Source organism: Glutamicibacter sp. NPDC087583, assembly GCF_044743685.1.
GTDB lineage: Bacteria > Actinomycetota > Actinomycetes > Actinomycetales > Micrococcaceae > Glutamicibacter.
The window spans coordinates 1-18348 of the sequence record NZ_JBIUWY010000011.1 but is presented as its reverse complement, the minus strand read 5'-3'; the positions used below and the strand labels follow the sequence as shown (position 1 = coordinate 18348).

At 62.7% G+C, this 18348-nt stretch carries 15 protein-coding genes; 5 read left to right on the top strand and 10 right to left on the bottom strand.

What is annotated here, in order from left to right:
* Nucleotides 1–2: 2 nt before the first annotated feature.
* The 4 genes from ACIOU9_RS17335 to ACIOU9_RS17320 all read right to left on the bottom strand — a co-directional run bounded on the left by ACIOU9_RS17335 (nt 3) and on the right by ACIOU9_RS17320 (nt 3205).
* Nucleotides 3–542, bottom strand: coding sequence for a rhodanese-like domain-containing protein (locus ACIOU9_RS17335; RefSeq protein ID WP_105658977.1), 540 nt, complete (start codon nt 540–542; stop codon nt 3–5).
* A gap of 32 nt (nt 543–574) precedes the next feature.
* Nucleotides 575–1960 (bottom strand): rhodanese-like domain-containing protein, encoded by a 1386-nt coding sequence (locus ACIOU9_RS17330; RefSeq protein ID WP_402697709.1) that lies wholly within the window; start codon nt 1958–1960, stop codon nt 575–577.
* A 119-nt stretch (nt 1961–2079) separates the two neighbouring features.
* The gene (locus ACIOU9_RS17325; protein ID WP_332728309.1) at nt 2080–2532 is read right to left on the bottom strand and encodes a hypothetical protein; all 453 of its coding nucleotides are present in this window, start codon (nt 2530–2532) and stop codon (nt 2080–2082) included.
* Between the two features lie 4 nt (nt 2533–2536).
* A complete protein-coding gene (locus ACIOU9_RS17320) occupies nt 2537–3205 on the bottom strand; it encodes a GntR family transcriptional regulator (RefSeq protein WP_105662720.1) in 669 nt (222 codons plus the stop codon).
* A 130-nt stretch (nt 3206–3335) separates the two neighbouring features.
* Between ACIOU9_RS17320 and ACIOU9_RS17315 the strand changes: the two genes are divergently transcribed.
* Nucleotides 3336–6167: an FAD-binding and (Fe-S)-binding domain-containing protein gene (locus ACIOU9_RS17315; protein WP_402697707.1), complete on the top strand. Its 2832-nt coding sequence runs from the start codon at nt 3336–3338 to the stop codon at nt 6165–6167.
* A 122-nt stretch (nt 6168–6289) separates the two neighbouring features.
* Here ACIOU9_RS17315 and ACIOU9_RS17310 read toward each other — a convergent pair whose 3' ends face one another.
* Nucleotides 6290–7750, bottom strand: coding sequence for an HNH endonuclease (locus ACIOU9_RS17310; RefSeq protein ID WP_388063525.1), 1461 nt, complete (start codon nt 7748–7750; stop codon nt 6290–6292).
* Between the two features lie 334 nt (nt 7751–8084).
* On the opposite strand from ACIOU9_RS17310, the gene ACIOU9_RS17305 reads away from it, so the two are divergent.
* Nucleotides 8085–9566, top strand: coding sequence for an amino acid permease (locus tag ACIOU9_RS17305; protein ID WP_105662734.1), 1482 nt, complete (start codon nt 8085–8087; stop codon nt 9564–9566).
* Nucleotides 9567–9634: 68 nt separating this feature from the next.
* On the opposite strand, the gene ACIOU9_RS17300 is transcribed toward ACIOU9_RS17305, so the two are convergent.
* The 3 genes from ACIOU9_RS17300 to ACIOU9_RS17290 form a co-directional block, all read right to left on the bottom strand.
* Entirely contained in the window at nt 9635–9820 is a 186-nt protein-coding gene (locus ACIOU9_RS17300) for a hypothetical protein (RefSeq protein WP_388026044.1), read from the bottom strand.
* Between the two features lie 265 nt (nt 9821–10085).
* Nucleotides 10086–10394 (bottom strand): hypothetical protein, encoded by a 309-nt coding sequence (locus ACIOU9_RS17295; RefSeq protein WP_332489301.1) that lies wholly within the window; start codon nt 10392–10394, stop codon nt 10086–10088.
* A 541-nt stretch (nt 10395–10935) separates the two neighbouring features.
* Complete coding sequence (locus ACIOU9_RS17290) at nt 10936–11217, bottom strand: hypothetical protein (RefSeq protein WP_388026047.1); 282 nt, start codon at nt 11215–11217, stop codon at nt 10936–10938.
* Between the two features lie 461 nt (nt 11218–11678).
* Between ACIOU9_RS17290 and ACIOU9_RS17285 the strand changes: the two genes are divergently transcribed.
* Together ACIOU9_RS17285 and ACIOU9_RS17280 are read left to right on the top strand one after the other, a co-directional pair.
* Nucleotides 11679–13349, top strand: coding sequence for a thiamine pyrophosphate-binding protein (locus ACIOU9_RS17285; RefSeq protein WP_105662732.1), 1671 nt, complete (start codon nt 11679–11681; stop codon nt 13347–13349).
* Between the two features lie 73 nt (nt 13350–13422).
* Nucleotides 13423–14460, top strand: a complete 1038-nt coding sequence (locus ACIOU9_RS17280) for an endonuclease/exonuclease/phosphatase family protein (protein WP_105658970.1) — start codon at nt 13423–13425, stop codon at nt 14458–14460.
* Here ACIOU9_RS17280 and ACIOU9_RS17275 read toward each other — a convergent pair.
* Together ACIOU9_RS17275 and ACIOU9_RS17270 are read right to left on the bottom strand one after the other, a co-directional pair.
* A complete protein-coding gene (locus ACIOU9_RS17275) occupies nt 14457–15758 on the bottom strand; it encodes a D-arabinono-1,4-lactone oxidase (RefSeq protein WP_402697704.1) in 1302 nt (433 codons plus the stop codon). The two genes, ACIOU9_RS17280 and ACIOU9_RS17275, sit on opposite strands and share 4 nt — an antisense overlap.
* Nucleotides 15755–16945 (bottom strand): alanine racemase, encoded by a 1191-nt coding sequence (locus ACIOU9_RS17270; protein ID WP_402697702.1) that lies wholly within the window; start codon nt 16943–16945, stop codon nt 15755–15757. The genes ACIOU9_RS17275 and ACIOU9_RS17270 overlap by 4 nt, the downstream gene beginning before the upstream one ends.
* A gap of 113 nt (nt 16946–17058) precedes the next feature.
* Between ACIOU9_RS17270 and ACIOU9_RS17265 the strand changes: the two genes are divergently transcribed.
* A complete protein-coding gene (locus ACIOU9_RS17265; protein WP_105658967.1) occupies nt 17059–17823 on the top strand; it encodes a hypothetical protein in 765 nt (254 codons plus the stop codon).
* Nucleotides 17824–18348 lie beyond the last annotated feature (525 nt).

Sequence of the window (18348 nt, the reverse complement as noted above, 5' to 3'; positions counted from 1 at the left end):
GCCTACTTCTTTACTTTGTTCCAGGGCATCTTGCCCAAGAAGCTGATCATCGGGCAAGAATCCCGCAGGGCTGAGAACACCAGTCCGCCACCGATGGCCGCCGAAAGATAGGCGAACTTCGGGGAGATGAACTTCGCTCCGAGCAACCCGGCGAGCACCACGGAACCTGCGGTCATGCGCATCTGGCGGTCCAGCGCCCAACGCTGCACGCCGCGCACCATGGTGCCGCCGGCATTTTCGTAGGCGGTGACGCCGCCAAGCAGTACCGTGCTGTGCTCGATCTGTTGCTCCTGCAGGGCACGCTGCGCCTTGGAAGCACGGTTGCCGCTGTGGCAGATCAGCACCGGCTTGCCTGGAATCTTGGCGAGCACCTCGGTGGCGTTGGCGGTGAATTCTTCGAGCGGCACGTTGTACGAGCCGGGAATGTGGAGGGTTTCGAATTCGCCCGCGGTGCGCACGTCAATCAAGGCGAGGTCCGTGTCGGGGGCTTCCACCAGGCATTTAAGTGCTTCGGCGTCCATGGTGGTCAAAGGGGTAGTCATTGAATGCAGTTCAGCTTTCGTGGCGGGGGTGGCTAGTTGGCGAAGGAGGACCAGCCGAGGTAGCTGCCCTCAAGCTCGACGACGTTGTAGCCGGCATCGCGCAGTGTGCTGGCGGCCACGGCATTGCGCATGCCGCTTTGGCAGTAGGTGACGATGGTGCCGCCGGCGGGCAGCTGATCGAGATTCCACAACACCCGTCCGCCGGACAGCTGCTTGGCGCCCGGGATATGCCCGGCGGCGAACTCGGTCTTGTTGCGGACATCCAGCAGCATCTCGTACTCGAAATCGTCCAGCTGTGCCGGGGTGATCGACTTCGGCTTCACCGTTGGCAGGCCTTCCAAGCTGGTGGTGAAACCCTTGACCGCGTCGATGCCCACGCGCATTAGGTGGGCGCGGATCGTCGCGGCGTGTTCGCCGGTCTCGGCCAGCACGATCAGGGCGCGTTGGTCCTTTTCCGGATCGTAGGCCCAGGCGCCGAAGCTGGCGGTCTTCGCCGTACCCGGGATGGACAGCGCGCCGGGAACGGTGCCTGCGGCGATCTGGGTGTGCCCACGGGTATCGACGAACACCGAGACCCCCGCCTCCAGCTGCTGGAGGAGCTGCTGGACGGGTATTTCAGCTAGGGGGTCGAGCTGGCCCAGGATGGCTGGGCCCAGGCGGTTCTGCCGCTTCATGCGGCCGAAGTAGGCGTGGGCGTCAGGCTGGCCGTTGAGCAGTTCGGCGATGAAGCCGTCCTGGTCGTCGTTGGCCAGGTAGGTGCTCCACCAGGCGAACTCGCGTTCGTAGCCCAACGTGGTGGAAGGGACCGCGCCCAGCGCTTTGCCGCAGGCGCTGCCCGAGCCGTGGCCTGGATGCACCTGGATGTAATCGGGCAATTCTGCCAGGGTTTTCTTCAGCGAAGCAAAGAGATCGCGGGCGCCTTCGAAGCGGGTATCGACACCGCCGGCGGCCTCGTCCAGCAAATCCGGACGGCCTAGGTCGCCGGCGAAGATGAAGTCGCCTGAGAGCAGGTAGCCAGGGTCTTGGCTGAAGGCTCCGTCGGTGATGGCGTAAGCCAGGTGCTCCGGGGTGTGGCCCGGGGTGTGGCGGGCGGCGATGCGCAGGTTGCCCAGCGTGATGATATCGCCATCCATCAAACGTTCTGCCTCGAATCCGTACTGCCAATCTTTGCCGCCCTCGCCCGAAACGTAGCTGGTGGCGCCGGTGGCGGCGGCTAGTTCGCGGGTTCCGGAAAGGTAGTCGGCGTGGATGTGGGTTTCAGCGACGGCCGTGATGCGCATGCCGTGCTTGGCAGCCAGGGCAAGGTAGTCGGCGATGTCGCGGCGCGCGTCGACCACGAGAGCTTCGCCTTTGGCCTGGCAGCCGATGAAGTAGCTGGCCTGCGCGAGATCTTCGTCGTAGAGGCGTTCAAGCAGCATGGTTGGTTCCTTTCAAGGTGGATTGGAACCAGACTAGTCTATACCCCCGGGGGTATGTCAAAAATACGGGTGGGGGTATGTGCGGAGGCCCGCAATGCCGCTAGGCGGGAAAGGTGTTTTTATGCCCGGGTGAAAGTGCGCAGCCAGCCGGTTAGCCGCAGCTGCTCCGCGGGGTCCAAGGTTGCCAATAGCTGCAGGGTGCCGTCGTCTGCGGGGCGCAGAATACCCAGGTGATCGGCTGGAACATCGGACATCGCCTCACCAGCCGGGGAATCGGGCGATGCGCTCGCCGCCCTGGAGATGAAGACCTCGTCGGGTGAACCGTTCCAACCCTCGAGGATCGAGATGGTGCCTTCCAGCAGGCGCAGGGCCTCGTGCGCGTGGATCCATGCGCTGGCATCCTTGGCAGCCAGCTCGAACCCGGCTTCGGGAACAATCTTTCGCAGGCCCGTGGCCAGGACGCGCGCTTTCGCGCTGAGCCCCTCGGCCTGGAAGGCGGCTACCGCATCCAGGCGCTGTGTCATGCGCGCGAAGTCCTGCTCAATGCTTTTCCTGCTTGCGAAAATGCCCATGCTCCTATCTTCGCCTACCTTGCGAAAGGCTGTCGAGGTGCTCGGCCAATCGGGTGCTGGCGCGGGAGAGGTGCTGGGCCAAAACCTCTGCCGCGCCCTGGGCATCGCCGGCGGCGATGCATTCGAGCAGGCGTTCATGTTCGCTGGCGATGTCCGCGGTGTTCAGCAGCGTTGCATCCTGGACGTGGGTCATGCACAGGCGGATCTCATCGCTGAGCTGGCCGTAGATTGCGCTGGTACGGGTCGAATCCAGGGCCTGGACCAGTGCGGAGTGGAAGCGGACATCCGGATTGACGATCTGGATCGGGGAAGCATCGCGCAGTGCGGTGATTTCGGCATTGGCCTCGCGTGCAGCTTCCGGGACCTGTCCGGTGCTGGCCAGCAGCCGCACGGCCTCTGCTTCGATGATGGCGCGGGTGCGGTAGATGTCGCGGGCGTCGGCGGATGAGAGCAGCGTGACTTTCGCGCTCTGATGCGCGTTGCGCGTCAGCAGGCCGCTGGCAACGAGGTTCTCCAGCGCGGCCTTGGCGGTTGGCCGGGCCACTTCATAGTGCGCGGCGACGTCCACTTCGCCCAGCGGGGTGCCGGGAGACAGTTCCCCGCTGAAAATCCGGGCACGCAGGGACTTGACGACGGCCTGAACCACGGAAACCACACCTAAACGGGCCGCCATCAGGGTCCTTTCGAGCCGCGGAAAATTTACCTAACAAGTATCCCATGAATAGTACTACTATGGCTTGTGTACTTGTAAGACAATTTCCGTATTCGGCAAGCGCCGCTTGCCAACTGCACAGGAGCGCACCATGGCATTGAGCACGCCAGCACTCGGAGAAACGACGGTTTCATCCGGCATCCTCGATCTGGTCGGCGACCAGGATCGCGTCAAGACCCGATCCATCGACCGCGTTGCCTACGCCTCGGATGCCTCGCACTACCTGTACACGCCGCAAGCTGTCGTGCTGGCCAAGGACGCCGCGGAAGTCTCCGCGCTGCTGGCTGCGGCCGCGCGCGGCAACCAGCCGGTCACCCTGCGCTCGGGCGGCACCTCGCTGGCCGGGCAAGCCAGCGGCGACGGACTGATGATTGATGTGCGCCGCAACTTCCGCGGCATCACCGTGCTCGATAACGGAGCGCGCGTGCGCGTACAGCCCGGTGCCACCGTCCGCCAGGTCAACGCACGCCTGGCCGTCTACGGCAGCAAGCTGGGGCCGGATCCGGCCAGCGAGGCGGCCTGCACCATCGGAGGCGTGATCGCGAACAACTCCTCGGGCATGGCCTGCGGCACCGAGTTCAACACCTACCGCACCCTGGAATCCATGACTTTCGTGCTCCCCTCGGGCACCATGATCGACACCGCGGATCCGCAGGCCGACCGCAAGCTGGCCGCCGCAGAACCGCAACTGGTCGCCACGCTGGACAAGCTGGGCCAGCGCGTGCGCAGCAACCCGGCCTCGGTCGCCAAGATCGAGAAGCACTTCGCGCTGAAGAACACCATGGGCTACGGCATTAATGCCTTCCTGGACTACGACACCCCGGCAGAGCTGATGGCCCACCTGATCATCGGCTCCGAGGGCACCCTGGCGTTCGTCGCCGAGGCCGTCTTCCGCACCGTGCCGATCCGCAAGCTGGCCATCGCCACCTTGGCCGTCTTCGATAACCTGGATCTGGCCACCCGGGCGCTGCCTGAACTCGTGGATTCCGGCGCCGCCACCCTGGAACTGATGGATTCCACCTCGCTGCGCGTGGGCCAGTCGCTGCCCGGCGTGCCGGATGCCATCATGGGCTTCGACGTCGACCAGCAGGCCGCCTTGCTGGTCGAATACCATGCGGACACCGAAGAGGAACTGGCCGGGCTGCGCTCCGCTGGCCAGTCGCTGCTCGACGCATCGGCATTGCGCGCCCCAGCGGTGCTGTCCCCAGATGCGAAGAACCGCCAGGCCGCGTGGAAGTTCCGTAAGGGCCTGTATGCTTCGGTAGCCGGTGCCCGCGCCACAGGCACCACCGCGCTGCTCGAAGACGTCGTGGTCCCGGTAGAGTCCCTGGCCGAAACCTGCGACAGCCTGCAGGAGCTGTTCACCGAGTACGGCTACGCGGATTCGGTGATCTTCGGCCACGCCAAGGACGGCAACATCCACTTCATGCTCACCGACCGTTTCGAAGGCGATGCGGCGTTGAACCGGTACAACTCCTTCAACGACAAGATGGTCCAGCTGATTCTGGACAAGGACGGCAACCTCAAGGCGGAGCACGGCACCGGCCGCGCCATGGCGCCGTTCGTGCGCGCGCAGTACGGCGATGAGCTCTACGAGGTGCACCTGGAGCTGAAAGCCGCCTGCGACCCGCGCCTGATGATGAACCCCGGGGTGATCATCGACGAAGACCACGCCGCGCACATCCGCAACATCAAGCTCAACGAGACCATCGAGATCGAGGCCGACCACTGCGTGGAATGCGGCTATTGCGAGCCGGTCTGCCCGTCCAAGGACCTGACCCTGACCCCGCGCCAGCGCATCGTCGTGCGCCGGGCCATCGCCAAGGCCGAGGCCGAGGGCAACGCCGAGCTGGCGGCCGAACTGGAGCGTGACTACGAATACAACGGCGTGCAGACCTGTGCCGTGGACGGCATGTGCGTCACCGCCTGCCCGGTGGGCATCAACACCGGCCTGCTGGTCAAGCGCCTGCGCCGCGGAGACGCGCACCCGGTCCTGGAAGCCGGCTTCAAGGCCGCAGCCAAGGGATGGGGACCTGCCACGCGCGCTGGTTCGCTGGCCCTGAGCATCGCCGATAAATTCCCTGCTTCGCTGGTCCGCGGTGCCACCGATGCTGCGCGCAAGGTGGTCAGCACCGACACCATGCCACGTTACGATGCCGACCTGCCTGGTGGCGGCAAGGCGCGCAAGCCCATGGCCGGCAACTTGGGTGCAGCTGGCACCGAGCCGCTGGCCATCTACCTGCCAGCCTGCGTGAATTCGATGTTCGGCCCTGCAGGAGACGGGGAAGGAGTCGCCCCGGCGTTCACCAAGCTGCTGCACGCTGCTGGCGTCTCGGTTTACGTTCCCGAGGGCATTGAATCCACCTGCTGCGGTACCCCGTGGACTTCCAAGGGCTACGAACAGGGCCATGAGGTCATGGGCCAGCGCGTGCTGGAAGAAGTCCGTGCGGCCATGCCGGGCAAGGTCCTGCCGATCATCTCCGATGCCTCCAGCTGCACCGAAGGCTTTGCGCATACCCTGGCCGAGCATGGCTACGAAGTGGTTGACCTGCTGGCGTTCACTTCGCAGCACTTGCTGGAGAAGCTGCCAGCGCTCGAGAAGATCTCCTCGGTCACCTTGCACCCAACCTGCTCGTCCACGCAGATGGGCCTGAACCCGGACATGCAGAAGATCGCAGAGGCTGTGGCAGATACCGTGAACACCCCGGTGAACTGGGGCTGCTGTGGTTTTGCCGGTGACCGCGGCATGCTGCATCCGGAGCTGACCGAGTCGGCTACCGCTCGCGAAGCTGCCGAGGTTCGTGAACTGGATGCGCAGGAACACGCTTCGTGCAACCGCACCTGTGAACTGGGCATGACCCGTGCGACGGGCAAGGAATACCGCCACATCGTTGAACTGCTGGCAGACGCCGCCAGCAAGTAGAGGTCGGAGCAAAGCCGCTTGGAAAGTAGTTTCCAGGCGGCTTTGTCGCAGGATGCTGCGCAAAGCCGGTGGCGTCGAGCGGCATTAAGCCATGAGTACGCGCAATGGTTGCTTGCCGGGAGTCAGGCTGCGAGGTCTTCAGGGCCATCCTTGGGCTTCAGCCGTTCCTTGAGTTGCTGTATCCATTTCGAGTCGCGTCTCAATTGCGGGAACGGCTTGTGCGCGTACCCCGTGGCTGGTGGGGCGGTGGACTTGTAGGACATCGCCGAGCCGGGGCAGATCATGATGGTGTGGCCGTTGCCGTAGGTCGTGTATTCGTACCAGCCGGCGGCTTCCTTGGCTTTGTTGCAACTAGCGCAGCGGCCATCGCCGTTGAAGACGGTGCTCTTGCCTCCGCGGGCGTATTGCTTGACGTGGTCTATTTCCTCCACGATGCCGTCGCAGAACGGGGTGCGGCAGTGCCGGTCGCGGATCGCGATGAACTTCTTGAGCTTTTCCGGGAAGATCCGGGCTTTGGAGTCCATGGCGATCAGGTCCTGGTCGCCGGGTGCTGTGTAGAGGCGGGCCAGTTCGGTGCGCACGTCGAGCTGTTCGATCAGCTCCGTGGTGGGTTTGGCATCCATTTGGTCGAAGGTCAGGCTGTTGGGGATCTGGTGCCCGCTGATCCATTCGCGCACGCTCTGGGCGGGGATGAAGCCGTAGCCTTCCAGATAGGCTGGTTCGCGTTCGCCGGCGAACAGGGCCCGGTCGGTCATGACTACCGCGACTTGCAGGGCGATGGGCATCTTGGAGGGTTCGCCGACCATCATGTAGCTGAAGAGCAGGTCGGCGCGGATCTGGGTGCGGGTGCGCGGGTCGCCTTTTTTGCGCAGGGTTTTGGATTCTTCGTCGAGGTAGCGTTTGAGGCACATGCCCTGCAGCAGGGGGTATTCGCCGTGGATGATGATGCGGCCGTGCTGGTCGTCGATTTTCAGGGTGAGGTTGCGTTGCTCTTCGACGGTTTTCTGCTTGATGGAGTCGGGGTCGGAGATGTAGGCCAGGGCGAATTTTCGGACTGTTTCCTTGATTTGGGTGGTGCCCATGGATTCGAACATGTGCGGGTTCTGGGCGTAGAGCTGGTCGAATTCGGTGCGGCGCTGGGGTTTGAGGTTTTGGAGCGGGGTGAGGATGGCTTGGGTTTGGGCTTCGGTGAATTCGCCGCGGGCGCAGGCGGCGGCGAGGTTCGGGGTGTCTTCGAAGAGGATGCGGCAATTGACCAGGTAGTTGCGCATGCCGTGGGGTGATTGCTTGCGGGCCAGGGCGACGCAGGCGGCTGCGCCGCGGGTTTGGTCATCGAGGTGGATGCCGCGTTCTTCGTGGTCGCGGACGTATTCTTTTTCGATTTGGTGGGCGAGGCCGGCTTGTTTGCAGCGTGCTGCGGAGATGAGGGCTTCCAGCAGTTCGATGCCGTGGGCGCAGTCGGCTTTGCTGCCGTGTTCTTCGAGGGCGGAGAGGTCGTTTTGCACGGTTTGGACGTGGAGGTCGAATTCCTCGGGGGGTGCTGGTGGGGTGAGGCTGTTTCCGTGCGCCTTTGCTTCGGACATGTTCTAATTATACTTCGCTTGTTCGAACATGTCTTCTAATAGTGTGGAAAACTTCAGGGGTTTTCGATAGGCGAGAGTGCGCGAAGCGGAATAAAATGCATAAATATGCATTCCTGATCATGAAATCCATCTCAAAAGCTGACTGCCGAGCGATGCGCAAATACGGCTAATGCCCAAGAAGAAGCGGGAATTAGTGCGAACCCGCCGGATTCCTGAAAAGTCGGGACCAGCTGGATTATGACATGATATTCCAGTTCAGAACTTCCACGCGCAGCGCCCGGCCGCATCCTAGGCAGGGGCGAGGCAGCACCACCATTTCCCTTGAGGATCCGCGATGAACCGCAAACCGTCCGTGAGCTCCAGTCCGGCCACCCTGCTGGGCGCGCAGCTGCGCCGCCGCAAGTCGATCACGAATATGATCGCCGAAGCGGAAACCAATGCAGGGGCAGGCCAGCTGCGCCGCACCTTGGGCATGTGGCAGCTGACCATGATCAGCGTCGGCGCCACCATGGGCACCGGCATCCTGGTGATCCTCGGCGATACCGTGCCGATCGCCGGTCCGGCCATCTGGATCTCGTTCGTGATCGCGGGCATTACCGCGCTGCTTTCGGCGGTGTCCTATGCCGAAATGGCCGGCATGGTTCCGGTTTCCGGCTCCAGCTATTCCTATTCCTATGCCACCATGGGCGAAGGCATCGCCTGGATCTGCGGCTGGTGCCTGGTGCTCGAATACGCGGTGTCGGTGGCTGCGGTGGCCGTGGGTTCGGGCCAGTACGTGAACGAAACGTTGCGCACCTTCGGCATGGAGCTGCCCGAGCTGCTGGCTGGCGGCCCGGCCGACGGCGGAGTGGTGAACCTGCCGGCGCTGATCGTCGTCGCACTGGCCACCTTGCTGCTGGTGCGCGGGGCGCGCGAGTCGGCCATCGTGAACTCGATCGTCGTGGCCATCAAGGCCGGCATCCTGCTCTTCTTCTCGGCCGTCGCCTTCAGCGCCTTCAATGCGGGCAACTTCGAGCCGCTGCTGCCAATGGGCGCCGCCGGCGTGACCGCGGCGGCATCGAGCGTGTTCTTCTCCTATATCGGCTTCGACGCCGCCTCGACGGCCGGCGAGGAAGCCAAGAACCCGAAGCGCGACCTGCCCCGGGCGATCATGCTCTCCATGCTGATCGTGACCATCAGCTACGTGCTGGTGGCCGTTTCGGCGATCGGCGCGCGCGAATGGAACTGGTTCGAAGGCGCACAGGCGCCGCTGGTGCAGATCATCGGCGAACTGACCGGGCAGCCGATCTTCGTGCTGGTCTTCGCGGTCGCCGCCGTGCTGGCCATCGCCTCGGTAGTGCTCACCGTGCTCTACGGCCAGACCCGCATCCTGCTGGCCATGTCGCGCGACGGGCTGGTGCCCGCGGTGTTCGGCAAGGTCTCGGCCCGCACCGGCACCCCGGTCGCCGGCACCTGGATCACCGGCATCCTGGTGGCGGTCACGGCCGGGTTCATCCCGCTGGGCGCACTGGCCGACGCCACCAGCATCGGCACGCTGTTCGCCTTCGCGCTGGTGGGCGCCTCGGTGATCTACCTGCGCAGAACCCAGCCCAAGGCCGAGCGCACCTTCCGCGTGCCGCTGTACCCGCTCACCCCGATCCTGGGCATCTTCGCTTGCCTGTTCCTGATGAGCCAGCTCGGTTGGCATACCTGGCTGGTGTTCATCATCTGGATGATCGTCGGCGCAGCGCTCTACCTTGGCTACGGCCGGCGCCGTTCGCGCCTGGGCCAGATGAGCGCGCAGGACTACGCGGCCAGCCACGGAAACGAAAAGTAGCTGCGCGCAGCACGCAGCAAGCGGGCGGGACCCGGCAGCCACAGGCATGCCGGGTCCCGCCCCTTTAACTACTTGCCCTGGTAGCTGAGCCCGAAGCCGTAGTCGAAGAGCGCTCCATCGGCAGTTTCGCCGTAGCCGGGCAGGTCGCTGAACTGCTCGGTGATCGCTTCGCGGGTGCCGGCCAGCGCGAACGGCATGCGCCCCTGCGGGGCGAACTTGCCCGAGAGGATGTCCATCAGCGCGGTGTCGGACATGCCGAAGCCGGCGACGATCGAAAAGCCCGCACTCTCGGATACCCCTTTCGGGGATATGTTGGGTTTTGAGGGATGACTTTGAAATCGTCGAATCTGTCTCAATTCCACGTCGCCAATTTGAGCTCACTAGCAAAAGTTCTGCAGCGCTTCCTCATCGCCGACGGCTTGGCCGCGAAAGATTGGCAGCCGCGAGTACATCGGCACTGTCATCAACAAGAGGGGGCGCAATGCTTGAAGTGGTCTGGGGTTCTTCTCTGCCTATGAATCAGGAAGCCCAGAACTGGAAGACCTTCTGCACCTCCGTATGCCAAGGCCGGATGCCATCAGTCCACCCACTGCCTGGCGCGCCCGTGTCTTTATTGACGATGAGCGCTGCCAGCGAAGGCTCTCCACGGTTGATGCAGTCATCGGAAAGGTCGTCCAGGACGTGCCTCAATTCGTAGAAGACGCCTACTCCTTCGATACCGATTGCCTTGCCCAGTTCGCCGTAGGTAACGATCGTGCGCCGCATAGCAGCCATAATCAATGCCGCTCGGGCCTGAGCGACGTCTACAGTCCTGTCTTTTCTAGCCATGAGCTAATCATCCCCCCAGCGCGACGGTAAAGCTATCGACGGCGCCGTCAAAGAATGTCCACGCTCCATCTTCTAGAGTTGGGCAGCTGACGGTTGGTGACGGGGTAACGCGCATGACCATCCAGATTCCTCCGGGCGTGGAGGCAAGCCTCGAAGCCGTGCTCGACACAGCCATGGCAGTCGGGAACTGTTGAACATGGTCCGTATTGTCGAGGCCTTCGGAATCGCCCTGAGGCTGCGGGAGGCGCCACGAAGCGTTCAGCCGGTCCTCCAGGCGGGTGATGGACGAGTCGGCCTGTGTTTAACTACTTGCCCTGGTAGCTGAGCCCGAAGTCGTAGTCGAAGAGCGCTCCATCGGCAGTTTCGCTGTAGCCGGGCAGGTCGCTGGCCTCGTCCATGACGAATGGCTGGCGGATCGCACCGGGCGCTTAATGCCCGTCGGGCTGTTGAATTCGCCGTTCGCCGCATTTGAGGAGCTGCAGGCGAGTTCCGCGAAGTTGGGGGAGGGTGCGGCTTTCCGTACCGCCCCCAGCTCTGGCCCCTAGATTTCGCAGGTTTCGGAGGGCGCGTTGCGGATCAATCCGCGCTCGGCCACCAGCGTGCTGATGAGCAGAATGGCGGCGGCCGCGTTCCAGGGAACGAGCGGCAAATAGCCTTCTGGCGGCAGGTCGGAGAGCAGCCAGCGGGTTACCAGGAACGTGGCCAATCCCAGCGCAAGCGAAATGGCGAATGCGATGCCCCGGTGCTTCTTGGAGACGCCCTGCCACGCGGGGATTGATCCGTCGGCAGGTGCTTCAGAGGTGATTCCCAAGAACTTCAGCATGCTTTCCTTCTCTATAATGTCCGATAGTTGTCATATAAAGATCAAGTCAACTAAGTGTTATTTCGATAGTATCGAATCTGAAAATTGCTGTACATGGTACTTTCGGATGACACTTCGACTTCGAACACCGAGCCCGGGTGAAACTTTTGGCCCCGTGCACGGCGCGCAGGCCACGGTGGCGCCATTCGGCGTCCGGTGCAGCCAAGCGCGGGGGCAGGACCGAGGTGCGTGGGCGCATCGCTCGGAACGCTGCGAGATCGCCCCCGGGGAAGTGTTAATGGGAAGGCGCACTAGCGGCCTAGCGCCAGGCGCGGTTCCTGCCTTATCATCAGTGAGTCAGGAACATGGCCCCGCCAGGTTCCGGCGCTCTCAAAAGGGGCGATACCCGTTGCGGTCCAGCAACCGGTAACGGCAGACATATATGGAATTTCTTCAGCACGATTTCTTGAAAAGAGTCCATAATGTCTAGCGTTTCAGCTGCCATTGCCCACGCCCTCAAGCCGCTGGCCCCGCGGATCTTCGGATTGATGGGCAACGGCAATGCCCACTTCCTCGACGCCGCAGTGCGTGCAGGCTTCGACTACACCGCCGTGCGCCACGAATCGGCCGCCGTTTCGGCCGCCGACGCCTACTTCCGCATCTCCAATAAGCTGGCCATCGCCTCCACCACTTACGGTGCCGGCTACACCAACACCATCACCGCACTGGCTGAAGCCGCCGCGGCCCGGACCCCGCTGCTGTTCGTCACCGGCGACGCGCCAACTTCCGGCCTGCGTGGATGGGACGTCGACCAGGCCGCGATCGACACAGCAGTGCGAGCGCCGCGCTACGTCGTTGACCGCAACAACCCGGGTGCCATCGCTCTGGAGGCGGCCGCCCTGGCGTTGCGCGAACGGATGCCGGTTGTTTTGGCGATCCCTTATGATTTGGCCGCGGTGGATTCGCTCGAAGAGCAGCTGCCTGATTTCGCCTCCCTGCGCAGCACCCCTCCGGCACCGCAGCTGAACTCCACCCAGCTGGAGCAGATCGCTGGAAAGCTCAACGCCTCGCAGCGCACCCACATCCTCTATGGCCGCGGCGCGATCGATGCCGCGGCGCAGGTCCAGTCGCTGGCGCAGAAGCTGGACGCCACCACCTCGGGTACCCTGCTGGCCCGCGACCTGCTGGACTACGAGTTCGATTTGGGCATCACCGGAGGCTTCTCCACCGAGGCCAACGCCCGGATCATCGCGCAGGCCGATACGGTATTGGTGCTCGGCGCCTCGTTGAACCAGTTCACCATGCGTTTTGGCGATCTGGTCGCGCAGGATGCCAGCTTGATCCAGATCGACCTGGGGTGCGCCGCCACCAACCCGCGCGTGGACTATTTCGCCACCGCCGATGCGACCCTGGCCGCCGCGGACCTGCTCGGTGCGGTGGAGCAGGCGCAGGGCGGATGGCGTTCAAGCCTGGACCTGTCCAATCTGCGCACCCGTCCGGCCGGTGACGACCTGGCCGCCGACGGGCAGCTTGATCCGCGCCGCGTGGCCAGCGAACTGGAGAAGATCCTGCCGGCCAATCGCGTGCTGGTGCAAGACGGCGGCCACTTCATCGGCTGGGGGCCCATGTACTGGTCGACCACCGGTGCACGCTCCTTGAGCTGCGTGGGCACCGCGTACCAGTCCATCGGCCTGGGCATCGCTTCCATGGTGGGCGCAGGCCCGGCGGCGCAGGGGCGCACGGTCGTGCTGGCCGCCGGCGATGGCGGCTTCCTGATGGGCCTGGCGGACCTCGAATCGATCGTTCGCACCGTGGAAAGTGGCGTAATCGTCATCTACAACGACTCCGCGTACGGAGCGGAAATCCACCAGTACGGATCCGTCGGCCTGCACGAAGACCCGATGCTGATCCCGACCGTGGATTTCGCCGGTATCGCCAAGGCCATGGGAGCCACCGGAATCCGCGTTGACACGCTCGAAGACCTCGCCGGGGTCCAGCAGTGGGTGGATGCCGGAGCCCGGGGCGTGTGCCTGGTGGATGCCCGTGTCTCGATGCATGTGCGTGCTCCTTATATGGACGAGGTCCTTTCCGCGAACAAGAAGGCCGCCGCGGCTGCGGCATTACAATCCGGTAAAGGTGGTGGCAAGCGGTAGCCGAACGTCGTAGGGTGGTTGAGTGCGCAAGTTATTAGTCGGAACAGCAAGTCTGGGTCTAGGGGCACTTTTGATGTTCCCCGCAACCGGCGCTTTTGCTGCACCCACTGGCCCTGGCGACTCGGCGGGTGCCAGCGCAGCGCAGCTTTCCGAGACCTCGCTTCGCGTGGCAACCATCCAGGCAAATCTCAGCGGCGAAACCCCCCAGGAGCTGCCCGCGAACCTGATGCGCGGATCCGACCGCCAGGCGGCGCAGGTTGCAGACAAGATCAGCAGCGCCAATGCGGACGTGGTGGTTCTGACAGATATGGACGCCACCCAGGACGCGGTTGATGCACTGAACGACCAGTATCTGAACAATCCCGACGATGCCCGCGCCGATGTGGAATACGGGTATTCCTACCTGGCCGTGGGCTCCAAGGGCCTGCAAAGCGGTGCCGATCTGAACGCTGATGGCGTCATCGGCGGCGCCGAGGATGCGTGGGGCCAGGCCGCATTCGCCGAGCAGGGTTCGATTGTCGTGCTATCGAAGTACCCGATTGCACAAGACCAGGTCACCAGCGTTTCCCAGCTCAAGTGGCAGGACGTTGCCAACGACATGATGCACCACACCGACTTCTCTGGTGTGCTGGCCGCCTCCATTCCGGTGATGAGCACCGGGCTGTGGGACATTCCCATCCAATACCGTGGCGAGCCGGTGCATATTCTTGCGACCCAAACCCAGCCAGATGCACAGGACCAGGAATTCGCCAAGGCACGCCAGGCTGATGAGTTGAAGGTTCTCACCGGCTACCTGGCCGGAGAGGACTACGTTCGCACCGATGAGGGCGAGCAAGCAGAAGGAGTCGGCGAAGACCGCTATGTCATCGCCGGCGCACTTGGCTTGCAGGAGAACGCGGCAGATCGCGTTGAACCATTCCTCCAGGGGCTCAAGCGCGCGAACGCTTTGAATGATTCCGGAAGCTACCTGGTCCCCAGCGCAACTTGGCAGGTATTGGGCCAGGGCCGCATCCAGGAGCATCCGCCAAGCAGTTCCCAGCCCCTGCCCGGAACGGTGCCGGACTTGGTGAAAGCATCAAGCCCGCTGATCTGGACCGATGTCCAGTTCTAGATGCCGAGCAAACCCCGCAGATAAGGATTGAGGAATCGTCCCTCCGGATCGGCAGTTTGGCGCACCCTCGTGAAATCGCTGAATTTCGGGTAGAGCTGCGCCAAATCCGCTGCTTGCAGGCTATGTTCCTTGCCCCAATGCGGCCGGCCGCCCAAAGAACGGAAGATCTCTTCCATGGCCGGGAAGTATCCCGGAGCCTTATCCCGAATGTAGCGGTGCACGGCAATGTACGCTGTCTGCCTGCCGCTGGCGGTACCCAACCAGGTGGAGTCCTCGGCCGCGGTACGCACCTCGACAGGGAAGGAAACTCCAACTCCCGAACGCCTGAAGTACGCTCGCACCTTCGCGAAAGCTTCATCGAAGCCAGCTAGCGGCAGCGCATACTCCATCTCGGTGAAACGCACCCGTCGCGCACTGGTGAAAGCTTCATTCCATGGCGCGATGCTGCTGCGCTCCGGCAGGGCGGCGCAAGCCACCTCATTCAATTTGGCAGTGGTCCGGGGGACCGCTGCGCTCAGCGAGCTGAGCAGCTGCAACGCGCCATTGGAGAGCAGCTCATCGTTCAGCCAGCGGGCCACCGCAGGCGGTTGATCGGCAGGGACCTGGCCGTCGAGCCGGGTATTGATCTTCACCTGGGCTTTGCTGGTGCCCGGGAACCAGAAGAATTCCAGATGGTCTTCTTGCCGGGCACGATCAACAAAGCTTTCGGCGATCTGCCCGATGGGTTCGATGGATTCGGCCGCACGCATCATGTAGTAGGGAACGCACCGCAGCCGGACGTGGGTGAGTACCCCCAGTACTCCCAGGCCAAGCCGGGACGCCTCGAATAATTCGCTATTCTCCTGCGCGCTGGCGCGCAGATGGGTCCCATCGGCCAGCATGAGCTGCACTCCGGTGACCGTTGCGCTGAATCCGCTGAATTCCAGGCCCGTGCCGTGGGTGCCGGTGCTGATTGCTCCAGCGACCGACTGCTTGTCGATATCTCCCATATTCTCCAACGCGAGGTTGAAGGGCCTGAGCAGGGCGGGGATCTGCCAGAGCCGGGTTCCGGCGCGGAACGTCACCTCGTGGGTGCGAGCGTCGACTTCCTCGATGCCGCGAAAGCCATCCAGATTCAGCAAGATCCCGTCGGTATCTGCCAGCGGAGTGAAGGAATGGCCTGCGCCGACGGTGCGCACCGGCTGGTGCTGGTCGGCGGCCTGCTCCAGGCTCTGTGCTAATTCTGCGATGCTGCGCGGAGAATGGACAGCTGCTGGGTGGGAGACCACGGTGCGTGCGAAATTCCTGAAAGTACTCACAGGAATGCTTTCCCTTCTCCACGGTAAGTAGACCATTGTTCGACGATCCTGCCCTTGGAGTACACCGCCGCCTTATTAACGCGTTCGGCCGGTTCGCCGGACTTGGCATGGCGCAGCCACACGGTATCGCCAATGGCAATGCGATGCGCCGAGGGGCCAGTGAGCGGAGTCTGCACTTCGCCGGCGCCTTCCATGGCCAGGTAGCGAAGCTTCTTGGGGTGCTCGATGGTGGGCAAGCGGTCCTTGCCGGCTGGACCCGATGCGGCCCATCCGCCACCAAGGATGGTGACCGTTCGCTCATCGGGACGGCGTACTACCGGGAACCCCAGGTACAGGGCAGGGGTGGGGCGGAATGCGCGGTAGGAATCGAAGAGCGCGGGCGCGAATAATCCTGAGCCCGCGGCGATTTCGGTTACCGCTGGTTCTTGGATGGTGCTTTCTACCGAACCGGTACCTCCGGCATTTACAAACCGCAGGTCGCCGAGCTCCCGTACCAATTCCACGGTTTCGGCCCGGCGGTCCGCCAGTTCGGCGGCGCTGGCTTGGCGCAGCTTGCGGGCGATCAGTGCCCTGGGGCTGAAACCCCCATCGGGGACCGAAGCGATTTGGGATTCGTAGCCCATCAGCCCGTCCAAGATGAAGTTGCGCCGGCGGTGCACCTGGGCGGCCAGTTCGGCGACCTGTTCCGGCCGGGTCAGCGGGGAACGCGCGGCGCCGATACGGAGGTTGCTGCTGGGGTAATAGGCAGCATCCAGTTCCAGGGCGACCTTCAGCGGCCCGTGCCCCGGTGCGATCCTGTCGATCAAATCCAACTGCTCTTGGGTATCCACCATGAGCGTTACCTCTTCGCGAGCCTGTTCGCTGGCGGCCCACCGGCTGATCGCTTCGGCATCGGTTTGCGGGTAGGCAACCACCAAGTCCTTCAAGCCATGGCTGGCCAGCCATAATGCTTCGGCCAAGGTGAAGCAGAGAACGCCGCGGAAACCGGGCTCATCCAGGACCCGTTCCAATGCCTTGCGTACACGCAGGGATTTGGACGCGATGCGAATCGGCACACCTCCGGCCCGTTCGCGCAGGGCGATCACGTTGGAATCGAAGGCATCCAGATCGAGCAGCGCTACCGGATGCTCCGAGATCCCGGCGCTTTTCAAGGCGTGGTTATACCGTTTGGCCTGAGCGTTCTTCATAGGCCAACTCTTGCACCAGCGTCGGGGAGTTTCAAGGAATTTTTCAAGACGCTTGCTTGAAAGCGCAAAGCCCAAGGTAACTCTCAGGGTCTTGCGGTTAAGCTGGAGCCATCATGAAAAACGATCCGATTTCAATGACTTTGATTGGCAAAGATGGAAAGCCGCGCTCCGGCGTGCAGGACGCCATCATGAAGGGCATCGGCGTGCAGCGCCCGCTGGTGCTTGCCTACATCAAGCGGCTGCGCAAAAAGCACCCTGACGCTACTACTGCCCAGCTGGCAGCTATTGTCGAGCGCGATTACCTGCGCGTAGTTACCGGTTCCGGTGCAGCCGTGGGTGGAACCGCAGCCGTTCCCGCTGTTGGTACCGGTATCGCCCTGGGCCTATCCATAGCTGCGACCCTGGGCTTCCTGGAAGCCTCGGCGCTGTATGCGCAAAGCCTGGCAGAGCTGCACGGCATAGCCATCGACGATCCGGATCGTTCACGAGTCCTGGTTATGGGCATCATGATGGGCGATGAGGGCAGCTCGATGATTGCCGGATTGACTTCCCAGGCCGCAGGTCGCGGTGGGGGTCCAATCCAGGGATGGGCCAAGTCCTTCGGTGCCAGCAAGTCCACGAGCATCTACTCTGCAATGCAGCGCACCATGCAGAAGAAGTTCCTGCGCAAGATCATTGGCACCCAAGCGGCTAGCACCATCGGCCGTTTGGTTCCGTTTGGGGTCGGCGCAGCCATCGGTGGCGTAGGCAATCGATATATGGCCAAGCGCGTGATCGAGAATGCGGCAGTGGCCTTCGCCGGCATTCCCACGGTGGCGCCAAGCTCTCTGCCCCTGGATGATCCTAGAGTCATTGACGCAGAGATCGTCGAGGACTAGCTGAATCGCGGTAGCCGGCCACTGAGGTGGTCGGCTACCGGCTTTTAAGACGAATTTTTATGCGTTTTACAGATTTTTGCGAGCACCGAACCGCATGAACCCGGGCTTTAATCGGCGCTCAGGAATTAAGTGTGCACGGTCACCGTCAAAAACCACCCACCCGATTTGCAGGACCCCCAAAACCTGTGTATAGTTTTTCCTTGTCGCCGAGAACAAAACGGAAGAAATAACCGGATGTGAAACGGTGGCAGAACCCCAGAAAATCAAGGTTTTTCCACAGTCTTGTGGACAACAATTGAAAAGAATGGGAACTGGGAATACTGGTTCAAATCACAAACAATGGATTTGACTTTCAGGAATTCGAAGTTATAGAATATGAATATAACGCTGGACGAAATTACCGCCTGGAATGGTGGGTAAAGAACCGGTAAGTGTTTGTTGTTTGAGAACTCAATAGTGTGCCAAGTTTGTTGATACCGAATATTTTTATTTGGTGAATACATAACATTTGCTTGAGGCATTGCA